Here is a 12,444-nt window from a genome sequence, read left to right as displayed (position 1 = left end):
GATGTAACTCCTTGGTTGATCGGTCCCAGGGAGCCGCCAGGCAACTCCCAACCATCCGGCCGAGGGTGGCGGATGAAGCGATGTCCCCATGGTTCAGTGAGCGCGCACCGAGTGGCTAGCGTTCCGTGTACGCCATTTTTTCGTCCGAACAGAGCAGGAAAATACCCATACGCGGCATGCAACTACTCAGTCCTATGTAACTGACTACTTGGACCAGCGCCGCCAATTCCGGGCTACCGTTGGGTAATACCCCCCAACTCCACACGGACGGAATCCAAGGAATGGACAAACGCATCGCCCTCCCAATCAGGGGTCGGAACAGGCCTTGTGCCAAGATTGTGGCGATCTTGAGCAAAAACTGCGCGTATATTCGAGTGCTCGGATGACCGCCCCAGGCCCGGCCTTGCTGCGCGGAGAGTCCGGGAGGAGCGCGGAAGGAGTAGCTGCTAGGCCGAAATGACCGCGCCTAAGGAGTTGAAGCTGTAAAGCTGGATTCCCTCGATTCCGGGCTGCGCAGCTAAGTCATGTATCAGCGCATCCGGTGAATACCGCTCACCCATCAGGAGTCTCTTGGCGAGCGGTCCCTTCTTGCTGAGGAATTTCAGGGAGGAACCCACACCGATCTTGCTGGCCAGCGAGATGAGCTTTGTCTTAGGTACGGCCCCGGCAACACCGGCCCAGACCGGAAGGTGCACTCCCTCCCGCCGGAGCAACGCCGCATAATTGTGGATCGCATTGGCCGAGAAGCACATCTGGGTCACCACCCTTGTGGCGTATTCCTGTTTGGCAGCCAAGGCTTCCACTAACTGCAGTCCGTTGATGTTTGGGTGGCCTTCTGGGTATCCTGCCACCCCCACCGCCATCTTCCCGCCTGTGATGTCTGCAATATCCCGCACAAGTTCAACGCCGGTGGAATACGGTCCCGCCGGATGGGGCGCGTCACCGCCAATCGCAAACACCTCAGAGATGCCTGCACTGGCGCAGTCGCCAAGAATCCCCTGCAGCTGGGCTCGGCTATCGAGGCACTTCGCAGCTAAGTGTGGCACCGCTGCGTAGCCCAGTTCACTGAGCTGGATGGCCGTCCCCATAGTGGGGCCAATTCCATGGTGCGGCAGGCACGTGACACTGATGGTGGTGCTCTTGGGCAGGGCTTCAGCGACCCGGGCAACAACGCCGTCGGTGGGAATGATTTCAACGCGGGTGGGGAGCATGGATCAGGTCCTGGTTCGCTGGCGTACTGGCGGGCGTAGTTGTTTCGGGCGTTGTGTGGCCTGATTTGCACCCTTGGGTAGGGTCATTTCATGCAGAGCGGGCCTCACAGGGCGGTCAGCATCCACGTCGACGGAGTCGTACCCTATGGCCTTGAGCATAGTGTCGACGTCGGCCAGGCGTCGTGCGCCGATATGCCGGTCCGCGAAGGCGGTAGGGGTTGATTGAACGGTCAAGAGGAACTCCATAATTCACGGCCCAGTGAGCGCCACAATGAATAAAAGTTCCTCCCCGCTCTGTCTTGGACCTGAGAGATTCCGCAGACTGTGTTTCCACGTTATGCCTGCTTGCACCGTCGGTGAGCCCGGTTATCCGTGCTACTTTCCAGAGTTGCCTCGCCGCGGCGGTACATGGGCCTGAGAGATTCCCGGGGAGGATTTGCTCCTACGGCGCCTGACTGGATGTACCGGCAGGACTCTCCCGCCGCAGATCAAAAGCGTTGCGCCACCTGAGTGACACGCTTCACACCATAGCGGGTTCGTTTAAAGAAGCGCAACCATACATGCATGGGTGCGCAGACGGTTCTTCCCTCAAAACCCGCGGACACCTCCCAGATTTACTTATCCACATCGCCCCCTGCTTCGCACTTCTTTGACATCCCGGAATGGTAGTTTGATCTCTGCTGAGCCAGACACCTGTACCCGATCTGAGGACACTCCATGTTTAAGGGTTTCAAAGAGTTCATACTTCGCGGCAATGTCATCGAACTTGCGATTGCAGTGGTCATTGGTGGTGCATTCACCGCATTGGTTGGCGCGTTTACAACGAACATCATCAACCCCGTCATAGCCGCTGCCGGCGGAATGAAGGCTGATGGCCTTGGCTTCAAGATCTGGCAGGACAACCCTGCCACGTTCGTCAACATCGGCGCCGTCCTCACCGCCGTCGTGACCTTCCTGATTACCGCTGCGGTGGTCTACTTCGTCTTCGTTGCCCCGATGAACAAAGTCAACTCCATGGTCAAAAGCCGCCTCGGCGCGGCAGAGCCGGAGGAAAAGCCCCTTCCCGCGGACACAGCCTTGTTGGCCGAGATCCGCGACCTGTTGAAGGACGCAGCCGAACCCCGTAAAGCCAGCCACGCTGCCACTTCCGGCCAAGGCCCAAGCTCCGACCACATCCACTAGGCGGGCCCGCGGCAACCGGATGGGCAGGACTGGCAGGATCCACCGTCAGCTAAGCACCCGGTACCTGAGGAAAATTGCTCCGTTGCCGAACGTGCGCTCTTGAACGAGTTCCAGCCGGGTACCAAAGTCTGCGGGCAAGCCCTTCTTCCCGCCACCTACGATGGCCGGCACCATAACCAACTGGCATTCATCGATCAGTCCATCACGGAACGCTTGGGCTGCGAGTTCCGGGCCCCCGATGGAGATGTCTGTTGCAACTGACGCCTTGAGTTTCCGGACATCGTCAGCCCTGTACTCCCGCTCAATCTTGGTGTTGCGAGTGGACGGATCCTGCAGGGTTCGCGAGAAGACCACCTTCTCCGCCCGGCGCCAAAGGTGCGCAAAGTCATCGATGAAAGGCGGTTCGGACGAGGTATCCCACGTGTCCCAGACACTCATGACGTCGTAGAGGCGGCGTCCGAGCAAGTGGTGCCGGATATGGCGTTGGCGTTCATTGATGAAACGGTGCACTTCCTCGTCCGGCACGCTCCAGTCGAATTTGCCGTCCCGGTCCGCGACGTAACCGTCAATGGACATGATGGCCGAGTAGATGAGTCTTCCCATGTGGCTTCAGTCCGCGTCGATCGTTTCCAGCAGCTTCCCGAGGGCTGCGCGAATATCGTCGTAATCATTTTGGCCGGCGCGGCTCTCCGCGGAGATCACTGCGCAGCGGTGGATCTTCTTGAAGTCCCCGATGGGGAACTTGTAGTGCCCTTTTTGATCGTCCGGGTGGTCGTCGTCCACTCCCAGGTGCCACTTGGAGTATTCGGCATGCCCGTGCTTGTCCAAGAACGAATTCTCATCCTTGGTGGACGGGGCGTGCTCGCTCCAGTCGTCACGGGCATCTTTGACGACCTTGCCGTCGTCGATCAGCTGTTTGGCGTGTTCGAAGGCCTTCTTGTTGAGTTTCACTGTCATGGCACACCCTCGCTTGGACGTTGGTATTCGACGCGTGAGCGCCGTACCGTCCCAAGCTTAGGTTTGCGCGGACAGCCCGGGAAGACCCTCCCCAGGCAGGGTGATTCAGCCTATGACGCGAACCTGTTGGCCTATGCCGAGCTCTTTAACCACCATGCGCCGTTCTATTGGCCCTGTTTGCTCTAACCAAAGGATGCCGCCGTCTACGGTCACGGTCTCAACCGATCCTTCGTCCACGAGCTGATCGTAATGCCAAACCTGAACCACCCGGCCCGGGAGTTGCCGCCAATCGGACACGATCTTTCCCGGCATACTTTCGCCAGGACCCCGCGTGAAATCCTTCATCCCGTGATACAAAATCGACTCCTAGGCATCCGTCTTGTCCGCAACCAAAGTCAGACTGGAAGGCCCGGCGGCGGATCACAGCACGCGGCTCCAACGGCCGCCCCCTGCAAGGAACGAGTGCCGTGGATGTTCCGTACATGACGCGGTTTGCCGCCCGAACTCCGGGCGGGCTACGGCGGGTTGCTTCCTTAGAGGGCTTTGACCGCTCCGAGGACCTTGGTGAGCGATTCCTTTGCGTCCCCGAACAGCAACGTGGTCTGGGGCTCATACAGCAATTCGTTTTCGATGCCGGCAAAGCCGGGGCGCATGGACCGTTTGAGGAATACCACTTGGCGGGCGTCGGCGACCTCAAGGATTGGCATGCCGTAGATCGGCGATCCGGAGACGGTTTTTGCCGCCGGGTTGACGACGTCGTTGGCCCCGACGACCAGGGCGACGTCCGCGGTCTTAAACTCCGGGTTGATGTCACCCATTTCCTTGAGCGATTCATACGGAACATTGGCTTCAGCCAGCAGGACATTCATGTGGCCAGGCATCCGCCCCGCCACTGGGTGGATAGCAAAGTCCACCTCAATCCCCCGGCTTTCCAATGCAAGCGCCAACTCTGCCGCCGTGTGCTGCCCTTGGGCCACGGCCAGACCGTACCCCGGAACAATGATGACCCGTTGCGCATATCCCAGCAGTACAGCAACGTCTTCTGCGCTGGAGGAACGGACCGGGCGATCACTCAACGCAGTGGAACCTGCCGTGGAACCGCCCTTGAATGCCCCGAACAGGATTCCCGCCACGCTGCGGCCCATCGCCGCAGCCATGGCGCGGGTAAGGATGGTTCCTGATGCTCCGACCAGTGTCCCCGCGACCACAAGGAGGACATTTCCCAGCACCAGTCCCGACGCCGCAACGGCCAGTCCGGTAAATGCGTTCAGCAAAGAAATGACGATCGGGACATCGGCGCCGCCCACCGGGAGGACAAGGAGGACGCCAGTCCCCAGTCCGAGAAGCAGAACGGCAAAGGCCAGCAGCGATGAGCCGCTGAACACGACAGAGGCACCCGCAGCCACGGCGGCGAGCAATACCGCGCCCATCAGAACGGGAAGGCCCGGAAACGTGACTGGGCGCGTAGTCATCAAACCTTGGAGTTTGGCAAAGGTCACGCCGGAACCTGCGAAGGACACGGCGCCCACGAGCAAGGTAAACACCACCGCCAGCCGAATCCAAGGATCGTCATGATGGGGAAGTTCCAGCAAAGCCACAAGGGCTGCAGCCCCACCGCCCACCCCGTTGAACAAGGCGACGAGCTGCGGCATTTGGGTCATCTGAACCCGCCTGGCCACCGGGGCCGCAACACCGGCTCCCACGGCCATTGCGGCAATGATCCACGGGATGTTCTCCACCCTCGCTGAAACGAACACCGTCACCACGGCCAGGAACGCACCCAAGGCGCCGATGAGGTTGCCGCGACGGGCCGTTCGGGGCGAGTTCAGTCCCTTCAGGGCGACGATGAAGCAAGCCGCAGCGACAAGGTATAGAAGCGCCGTCCAGGTGGGGCTGAGTAGCGTCACGGGCGCGGCTCCTTACCCCGGGTTTCGGCGCTTGATCCGGCAGACGACGGCGGCCGGCCCCTTCCGCGGAACATCTCGAGCATGCGGTCGGTCACCACGAAGCCACCCACCAGGTTTGCCGTTGCCAGCACCACAGCCACCAAAGCCACCACCAGCACAGGGGGCTCTATGGCTTGGCCGGCCACGATGATGGCGCCCACCAGGATGATGCCGTGGATGGCGTTGGCGCCGGACATCAAGGGGGTGTGCAGTGTGCTGGACACTTTGGAAACTACCTCGAAGCCGACGAACACCGCGAGCACGGTGATGGTCAACAAGCTCATGCCGTCCATCAGCCCACCCTGGTCTCGGGGTCGCCGAGGGTAAGCAACGCCGCCCGGGTGGGTTCGTGCCGCACCTCGCCGTCGTAGGTTAGGCAGGTACCCGCCACCACTTCGTCACCGAAGTCCGGCGCGACAACTCCATCCTTGGTGATCAACGCGACCAGGTTGGCAACGTTCTTGGCGTAGAGCCGCGACGCGTCTGCGGGCATGGCCGACGCAGCGTCCCTCATCCCCACCAGCGTGACCGCGCCACAGCCATCCGCGGTAGTAATGGAAATATCCTCCCCCGGGATGCTCCCTTCAACGTTCCCTCCGGATTCTGCCGCGAGGTCCACCACCACTGATCCCGGACGCATGCCCTGCACCATCTCGCGGCTCACCAGGAGCGGGGCCCGCCTTCCCGGGACCGCGGCGGTGGTGATCAGGACGTCCGACTGGGCCACATGCGGAGCCAAGAGTGCCCGCTGGAGGGCTCCACGATCTGCGCTCAGTTCACGCGCGTATCCGCCCGAAGCCTCCGCTGTCTCCAGGTCCAGCTTGATGAAGGTTCCCCCCATGGAAGCTACCTCGTCCGCAGATGAAGGCCGGATGTCATTCGCCGATACCCTGGCCCCGAGCCTCTTGGCCGTGCCAATCGCCTGCAGACCGGCAACCCCCACGCCCAAAACCAGCACCCGGGCCGGTGGAATGGTGCCGGCAGCTGTCATGTACAGCGGAAAGAACCTCGGTAAGCGTGTTGCGGCCTCCAGGACACAGCGATAGCCCGCAACCAAGGCTTGGGAGGTCAGGGCATCCATTGACTGCGCACGCGAGATGCGCGGAACCAGTTCCAGAGCAAACGCGGTCACCCCGCCGCGGGCGAGGGCGCGGACAGTGGGCAATTCCGACGACGGCGATCCCAGGCCCACGGTGACGGCGCCCCTGTGAAGAGCCGCCGCCGTCGAAGGTTCCATGGGACGTACGTGGCAATAGAGGTCGAGCGTCCCGAGGTCCAAGCCTTGCACCACCGAAGCGCCGGCGTGCCGGTAATCGCTGTCGCTGTGGCCCGCGGCGAGGCCTGCGCCGGACTCGATTTCAACTGCCAATCCCAACCCCGTCAGTTGCTTGACCGTCTCGGGCGTCGCCGCGACGCGACGCTCGCCGTCGAGCGCTTCACGTGCTACGCCTGCCTTCACCCGCCACCCCTCTTCCGCAACCCGAACCAGTTGGCATGAGTCTATGACTGCGCGGAGCGGGACGGGAGTAGGGGGCTGCGCTATGTGCACAAGTCAACTAGGGTCAGTTGAAGCTGGAGGCAACCAGCCGCCACACCGTCGACGAGCCGGTTCCGGCCGTGCCGTCGGGAAGGAACGCCCCCGTGGAAACGTTCAAGATCGGCTATTTCGTCGGAAGTTTGTCCAGCACATCCATCAACCGCGTCCTGTCGCGGGCCCTCATCAGCGTGTCCCCGCCCGAGTTGGAATTCCACGAGATCGCCATCAAGGATCTCCCTCTTTACAGCTCCGACTACGACGGCGACTTTCCCCAAGTGGGGAAGGACCTGAAGGATGCCATCGCAGCGTCCGACGGTATCTTGTTCATCTCGCCCGAATACAACCGTTCCATCCCGGGCGCGCTGAAGAATGCCATCGATTGGGGCTCCCGCCCCTGGGGCACCAATTCGTTCGCACGCAAACCTACCGGGATCATCGGCGCATCGCCTGGCGGTATTGGCACGGCGGTCATGCAGTCGTCCATGCGAAGCGTTTTAAGCTTCCTTGACGCACCGCAGCTGAATGCCCCCGAGGCCTACATCCGCTTTGTCGCGGATGCCTACGACGACGACGGTTCAGTAAAGGACGAGGCCACCGCAGGTCTGCTGCGCCACTTCATGGAGGAATACAGCGCTTTCGTGCAGCGGGTCCTCGCGGCCAACGCTCCGGGCCATATCGGTGACCCGGAACCGGACAGTGACAAGCTGAACCGTTAGTTTTCTCCGCAATTCATGGTTTAGTCAGTATGCTTACTAATATAAGTGATGCTCGGACACACCCTCACCAAGGAGAAACGATGCTTCGTAGACTAGCCATGACCACCCTGGCATTGGCCCTGTTCTCCGGGTCGATGGCCGCTACGGCTGTTGCGGCCGACGCCGCCGTCTCGACTCAGGGCCATGTCACCGCCGCCAGCGCAACACCCAGCAGCTCCCCTACAGCGACGACCAGCGCATCCGACTCAGACGCGCCCAGCCCGTCCACCGGCGGAAGCACCGGACCCAACAACCCGGGCACGGGAGAGACCGGCCAGCAGCAACAACAACGGACAGACGTGGTGCCGTGGATTTTGGCTATCGCGGCAGCCATCATCATTATCGGCATCATCATTTGGACGGTGCGGAACCGGCGTCCCAAGGATAAAGGACTGACGGATCGCCGCCGCTAAGCGCCGGGCTGCCCCTCGGTCAGCCGCCCAATGATGCTGGATTCCAACTGCTCGAGCAGGTGCCGCGGGTTGTCATAGACCTCTGCGGCACCTGCTTCGCGCAGCTCCGCCTCGCTGATTCCACCGCACAGCAAGCCGATCACGGGCACCCCGATTGCGGCGCCGGCCTTCACGTCCCACACCGCGTCCCCAACGAAAACGACATCTTCGGGGCTGAGCTCCAGCTTTTCCAGGCACGCCAGGAGGATGTCCGGCTCAGGTTTGCTTTCCTTGGCATCGTTGGAGCTGGTCCAAGCATCGATGGCAGCTCCGCCGCCGTCGGAGGATTCGCCGCTGGAGGATCCGCCGTCGAGAAGCTGCCTGCTCACCTCAAGGTCGCGTTCCTGGGCAGAGGACGCCAGACCCACAGCCAAGCCGGACTCCGAGATCGCGGACAACAGCTCCCGGGCAGCATCGAAGGTCCGCAGCGCGGGCCAAAAGGTCGAGAACACAGCGCCATGGGCGGACTTCAAGTCTTCCTGCATGTCCTCTGAGCAACCCGGAACCAGGGCTTGGATCAACTTGTCCCCGCCCATTCCCACGCAGCGATGGATGGCGGACATCTGGACGTCCAGGCCCTCCCGGCGGAAGGCTTGCCACCAAGCCATTGCGTGGAAGTAGCTGGAGTCGATCAGCGTTCCATCCACATCGAAGAGGACGCCGCGCCGTTTTCCTGCGGTTGGGGTAGCTTTGCCGGACTTTGACTCTGCCATTCCTAGCCCACCTCCACGCGTGCGCGCGGGGCCTGCCCCGCCAGAGCCGAGTCAATCTCAGGCTCCTCCAACATGAGTACCGCATACCGTTCCGATGACGCTCTGCTGAGCAGTCCCGTCCCGGCCACCTCCCGGATGGCTTCGACTCCCCTGGCGGCCTCATCCACTGACGCATAACGCTTCGAAAGCCCCATCAAGGTGTCCTCAGCATCCACCATGAGAATCCTGTAACCCCCGTCAGGGGTATCGACCAATTCCAAATGTCCAGCCACCCAAACCTCCTCGCCTTTGATGACAATCTGCATAGTAAGACTACTTAGTATAACCCGAACGACGGCGGCCTACCGCCTGCGTTGGGCTCCGGGAGACCGCGGGAAATACCTGCGCGACGGACGGTGTTGGCAGGATCATGACAACAATTGGAATTATCGGAGCAGGACACATTGGCAGCCAGCTGGCACGCAAGGCCGTGGAACTCGGCTACGACGTCGTCATCAGCAACTCACGGGGACCGGAAACCCTCAGTGACCTGGTGGCAGAACTAGGGCCTCGCGCCCGAGCCGTAACGGCCGCGGAGGCCGCAGCGGCCGGTGATTTCGCCGTCGTGACCGTTCCACTGAAGAACTATGGAAGCATTCCGGTGGGGCCCCTTGAGGGCAAGATCGTGGTGGATACCAACAACTACTACTGGGAGCGCGATGGCCGTATCCCGGAGTTGGACAACGGCGAAGCAACTACCTCGGGACTGCTCCAGAAGCACCTTCCGGCATCCAAGGTGGCCAAGGGTTTTAACCACATCTATGCCAAGGACATCACCACCGACGGCGCGCCGGCCGGAACCCCGAATCGTCGTGCCTTGGCTACGGCCAGCGACTTCCCGGAGGCCGCGGAACTGGTCACCAAGCTTTATGACGAATTCGGCTTCGACACAGTCAACATCGGCCCCCTCGAGGACAGCTGGCGGGTTGAGCGCGACCGCCCCGCCTACGTGATCCGCCAAAATGCCGACGAGCTGCGTGAGAACCTCGCCAAGGCGACGCGAACCGTCTAAATTTCGGGACAAAACCGTGTCATAAATAGGGCCGTTTGTGCACTTTATTGGTGACTGCTTCCTTGGGCGTTCGGCGCATCGGGCCCCCCGGGAAGCAGTCGCCCCCTGCCAGTTCGGCAAGCGCCGGATTCGGCAAGCGCCGGATTCGGCAAGCGCCGGATTCGGCAAGTGCCCTATTCGAGCAGTGCCCTATTCGACCAGCGCCCTATTCGACCAGCGCCCTATTCGAGGAGTCCCGTGTCCACCAAGATCTCGAACTGGCCCGCGGGGACTCCTATGTGGGTGGATCTGGGAGTTCAGGACCTCGAAGCGGCAAAGGGCTTCTACGCAGACCTCTTCGGATGGCAGTTCCTGCCCGGCGGTCAATTCCGGGAGTTCGGGGGCGGCACTGCGGTCGAGGATTATCTCCTGGCACATCTCGGCGGCCGCGCAGTGGCGGGGATCGGCCTCCGGCAGGACCGAGCGGGCTGGACAACATTCCTCGCCACTGACGATGCCGGTGTCACGGCGAGGAAGATCGAGGCCGCTGGCGGACGGGTAACGGCACACCCATGCGACGTCACCACTTCGGTCCGGACGGCTCTGGCCGAAGACACCGCCGGGGCGGCGTTCGGAGTTTGGCAAGCAGGAACGCACATCGGGGCAGAACGCGTCAACGAGCACGGTTCGCTGTGCTGGAACGAACTCCGAACGCTGAGCTATCCCGCAGCGCGCTCCTTTTACGCAGAGGTGTTCGGCCATAGCTACCAGGAAATCCCTGCGGAGGACCGCCCCTATGCCGCCATCCGCAGGCCCCATGACGGCAGGGAGGTAGCTGGCTTGCAGTGCGTGTCGCCCGTGGACCCAGCCCATGGCACTGGCTTACTTGGTTCGCCAGCGACGACGTTGAGGCCACGGTCCGCATGGCTACGGAACGTGGTTCCAAGCTGCTGGAACCCCTCACGGAGGGGCCGCTCGGACGTACGGCGATAGTCCAAGCTCCCCAGGGCGAAGTATTCGGTGTTACCGACGCTCCACACAGCAGCCGGTTTTTCAGGCAACCACCGGATCAAGAGCTTCGGTGATGACGTTATGGGCGTGGGCGGCGGCCAAGGGAGCTGCCAGGCGATGCACTCCCAGGAAGATCCTGCGGACTGCCGGGCCGTGCCAGTCCGGCGGAAGGTAGTCGGTGGGCAGGTTTGGGTCGCGATACGGGAACCGGCGCCACATGGTCAACATAGGGATGTAGTAGCGGAACGCGTCCCTTCGCAGCTCCTCTGTGGAGGCCGCCAAGGCAGCCTCCGGATCCTCGCCTACCCGTTCAACCCACTGTTGCTCCGCGCCCTCGTACAGCGCGAGGAACTCGGTGAACTGCTCATCGAGTTCCTTAAGATCCCACCACTCTGAAATTTTGGGCCGCATGGGCCCGTCAAAGACGTAATCACTGCGGAACAGGTCCACGAACTCGATGAGCCCGTTGGCCATCAGCCGTTCCCGGGCCTGCTCCAGCTTGTGCGCCGGCGCGATCCATACACCGTTGGCGACGGAGCCGAATCCGAGTCCGGCCAAAGCTGAACGCAACTGATGCCTACGGTTACGCATCGATTCCGGCACCGAAAAAACGGCCAGGACCCATGTGTCCACAGGGGCTGGTGGCTCTGGTGCGAAAATCCTCCGGTCCCCTTCACGGAATACATCGCTCACGGACTCCGCGATCTTGTACTTGGCGATCCCGTCCTCGCGCACGCTCTTCAAGACGCCCTTGGACTTCAACCGGGACACCGAGGACCTCACTCCTGGCGCGTCATAACCCAGTGAGCCCAGCATCGCGATCAACGCCGAGACCGGCAACGCATCGCCCGCATTCCTGCCATAAAGACCGAAAATGGTGACGAGCAACTGCTGGTGGCGAACCGGGGGTGCCGGGACGGGGAACATTGAAAGGTCCTCTTTTCCGCGCCTCCAGTTCAGGCGCCAGTCCAGTTCATCATAGGGCTGCGGACCGCCGTCGCCCGGGCGAAGCCTAGCCGTACGTTGATAAGCATGCTTACTATAGATAGACACTGCTTTGAGGCCGATAAGGCCGAAAAGTCCTCACCGTATCGACGATAGGAAGCACATCATGGCAGGAAATCTCGTAGCTCGCTCCGTTCACGACCTCACTGCGGCAGCGTGGTTCGGTGGCTCCTTGATGGGCGCCATTGGTTTGAACGGTGCAGCGGCGGAAGCCAAGGACCCTGCCGAGCGGACCCGCCTGTCCAGCAAGGGCTGGGGCAAATGGGCGCCAATCCAAACGGCCGCTTTTGCCGGGCACCTGGTGGCAGATCTCGCCATCGCATGGGAAAACAAGGGCAGGATCGCCAAGCAGGACAACGTGGCGGCCAACACGGTTTACAAGACGGCGGTGACCTTGGCTGGTGCTGCCGTCACCCTCTACGCAGGGATCGTGGGAAAGAAAGTGGACGCCCTCGCTGACCAAGGAGCGGAGGGTGCCACCGAGCCTCGGGCGGGCGCGTCGGACGAGCTCAAGTCAGCCCAAACGCAGCTGAAAGCGTTGCAGTGGGCCATTCCTGCCTTCGCGGCCTGGGTGATCATTCTCGGCGCCAAGCACGGCGAGATGCAGCGACCCAAGAACATCGTCAAGGGCCTGCGCTAACGGCG

The 12,444-nt window shown here is 61.9% G+C and carries 16 protein-coding genes and 1 riboswitch; of the genes, 6 read left to right on the top strand and 10 right to left on the bottom strand.

Annotated elements, in window-relative coordinates; genetic code table 11:
* Positions 1–446: 446 nt before the first annotated feature.
* Positions 447–1,211 carry a methylenetetrahydrofolate reductase gene (locus tag QRN42_RS08060; protein WP_284978731.1) on the bottom strand — a complete coding sequence of 255 codons (765 nt, stop codon included), beginning with the start codon at positions 1,209–1,211 and terminating at the stop codon, positions 447–449.
* A gap of 392 nt (positions 1,212–1,603) precedes the next feature.
* A riboswitch (glycine riboswitch) is annotated at positions 1,604–1,702 on the bottom strand.
* A gap of 226 nt (positions 1,703–1,928) precedes the next feature.
* Here QRN42_RS08060 and mscL point away from each other — a divergent pair.
* Positions 1,929–2,393 (top strand): large conductance mechanosensitive channel protein MscL, encoded by a 465-nt coding sequence (gene mscL / locus QRN42_RS08055; RefSeq protein ID WP_284978730.1) that lies wholly within the window; start codon positions 1,929–1,931, stop codon positions 2,391–2,393.
* Between the two features lie 45 nt (positions 2,394–2,438).
* On the opposite strand, the gene QRN42_RS08050 is transcribed toward mscL, so the two are convergent.
* The 6 genes from QRN42_RS08050 to QRN42_RS08025 form a co-directional block, all read right to left on the bottom strand.
* Positions 2,439–2,996 (bottom strand): dihydrofolate reductase family protein, encoded by a 558-nt coding sequence (locus QRN42_RS08050; RefSeq protein ID WP_284978729.1) that lies wholly within the window; start codon positions 2,994–2,996, stop codon positions 2,439–2,441.
* Between the two features lie 6 nt (positions 2,997–3,002).
* Positions 3,003–3,350 (bottom strand): hypothetical protein, encoded by a 348-nt coding sequence (locus QRN42_RS08045; RefSeq protein ID WP_284976242.1) that lies wholly within the window; start codon positions 3,348–3,350, stop codon positions 3,003–3,005.
* A gap of 105 nt (positions 3,351–3,455) precedes the next feature.
* Positions 3,456–3,695: a hypothetical protein gene (locus tag QRN42_RS08040; RefSeq protein ID WP_284978728.1), complete on the bottom strand. Its 240-nt coding sequence runs from the start codon at positions 3,693–3,695 to the stop codon at positions 3,456–3,458.
* Between the two features lie 188 nt (positions 3,696–3,883).
* On the bottom strand, positions 3,884–5,257 hold the full coding sequence (locus QRN42_RS08035) for an NAD(P)(+) transhydrogenase (Re/Si-specific) subunit beta (RefSeq protein WP_284978727.1): 1,374 nt from the start codon (positions 5,255–5,257) through the stop codon (positions 3,884–3,886).
* The gene (locus tag QRN42_RS08030; RefSeq protein WP_284978726.1) at positions 5,254–5,589 is read right to left on the bottom strand and encodes an NAD(P) transhydrogenase subunit alpha part 2; all 336 of its coding nucleotides are present in this window, start codon (positions 5,587–5,589) and stop codon (positions 5,254–5,256) included. Before QRN42_RS08030 ends, QRN42_RS08035 begins: the two co-directional genes overlap by 4 nt.
* The gene (locus tag QRN42_RS08025; RefSeq protein WP_284978725.1) at positions 5,589–6,755 is read right to left on the bottom strand and encodes a Re/Si-specific NAD(P)(+) transhydrogenase subunit alpha; all 1,167 of its coding nucleotides are present in this window, start codon (positions 6,753–6,755) and stop codon (positions 5,589–5,591) included. The genes QRN42_RS08030 and QRN42_RS08025 overlap by 1 nt, the downstream gene beginning before the upstream one ends.
* A gap of 182 nt (positions 6,756–6,937) precedes the next feature.
* Between QRN42_RS08025 and QRN42_RS08020 the strand changes: the two genes are divergently transcribed.
* Positions 6,938–7,549, top strand: a complete 612-nt coding sequence (locus tag QRN42_RS08020; RefSeq protein ID WP_284978724.1) for an NADPH-dependent FMN reductase — start codon at positions 6,938–6,940, stop codon at positions 7,547–7,549.
* An 80-nt stretch (positions 7,550–7,629) separates the two neighbouring features.
* Complete coding sequence (locus QRN42_RS08015; protein WP_284978723.1) at positions 7,630–8,001, top strand: hypothetical protein; 372 nt, start codon at positions 7,630–7,632, stop codon at positions 7,999–8,001.
* Here QRN42_RS08015 and QRN42_RS08010 read toward each other — a convergent pair.
* Positions 7,998–8,753, bottom strand: a complete 756-nt coding sequence (locus QRN42_RS08010) for an HAD family hydrolase (RefSeq protein ID WP_284978722.1) — start codon at positions 8,751–8,753, stop codon at positions 7,998–8,000. The genes QRN42_RS08015 and QRN42_RS08010 overlap by 4 nt on opposite strands.
* A gap of 2 nt (positions 8,754–8,755) precedes the next feature.
* The gene (locus QRN42_RS08005; protein WP_284976250.1) at positions 8,756–9,058 is read right to left on the bottom strand and encodes a hypothetical protein; all 303 of its coding nucleotides are present in this window, start codon (positions 9,056–9,058) and stop codon (positions 8,756–8,758) included.
* Between the two features lie 104 nt (positions 9,059–9,162).
* On the opposite strand from QRN42_RS08005, the gene QRN42_RS08000 reads away from it, so the two are divergent.
* Together QRN42_RS08000 and QRN42_RS07995 are read left to right on the top strand one after the other, a co-directional pair.
* Positions 9,163–9,804 (top strand): NADPH-dependent F420 reductase, encoded by a 642-nt coding sequence (locus tag QRN42_RS08000; RefSeq protein WP_284978721.1) that lies wholly within the window; start codon positions 9,163–9,165, stop codon positions 9,802–9,804.
* Between the two features lie 237 nt (positions 9,805–10,041).
* Positions 10,042–10,776 carry a VOC family protein gene (locus tag QRN42_RS07995; protein ID WP_284978719.1) on the top strand — a complete coding sequence of 245 codons (735 nt, stop codon included), beginning with the start codon at positions 10,042–10,044 and terminating at the stop codon, positions 10,774–10,776.
* 60 nt (positions 10,777–10,836) lie between these two features.
* Here the strand turns inward: QRN42_RS07995 and QRN42_RS07990 are convergent, their stop codons facing one another.
* Complete coding sequence (locus QRN42_RS07990) at positions 10,837–11,721, bottom strand: PaaX family transcriptional regulator (protein ID WP_284978718.1); 885 nt, start codon at positions 11,719–11,721, stop codon at positions 10,837–10,839.
* 184 nt (positions 11,722–11,905) lie between these two features.
* Here QRN42_RS07990 and QRN42_RS07985 point away from each other — a divergent pair, with 184 nt between their 5' ends.
* On the top strand, positions 11,906–12,439 hold the full coding sequence (locus QRN42_RS07985) for an ABC transporter permease family protein (RefSeq protein ID WP_284978717.1): 534 nt from the start codon (positions 11,906–11,908) through the stop codon (positions 12,437–12,439).
* The last annotated feature ends 5 nt before the right edge of the window (positions 12,440–12,444 follow it).

It is taken from the genome of Arthrobacter sp. fls2-241-R2A-200, assembly GCF_030209745.1.
GTDB lineage: Bacteria > Actinomycetota > Actinomycetes > Actinomycetales > Micrococcaceae > Arthrobacter.
Note: the sequence above shows the minus strand (reverse complement) of the source record. Positions and strands in the feature narration are given on the sequence as shown.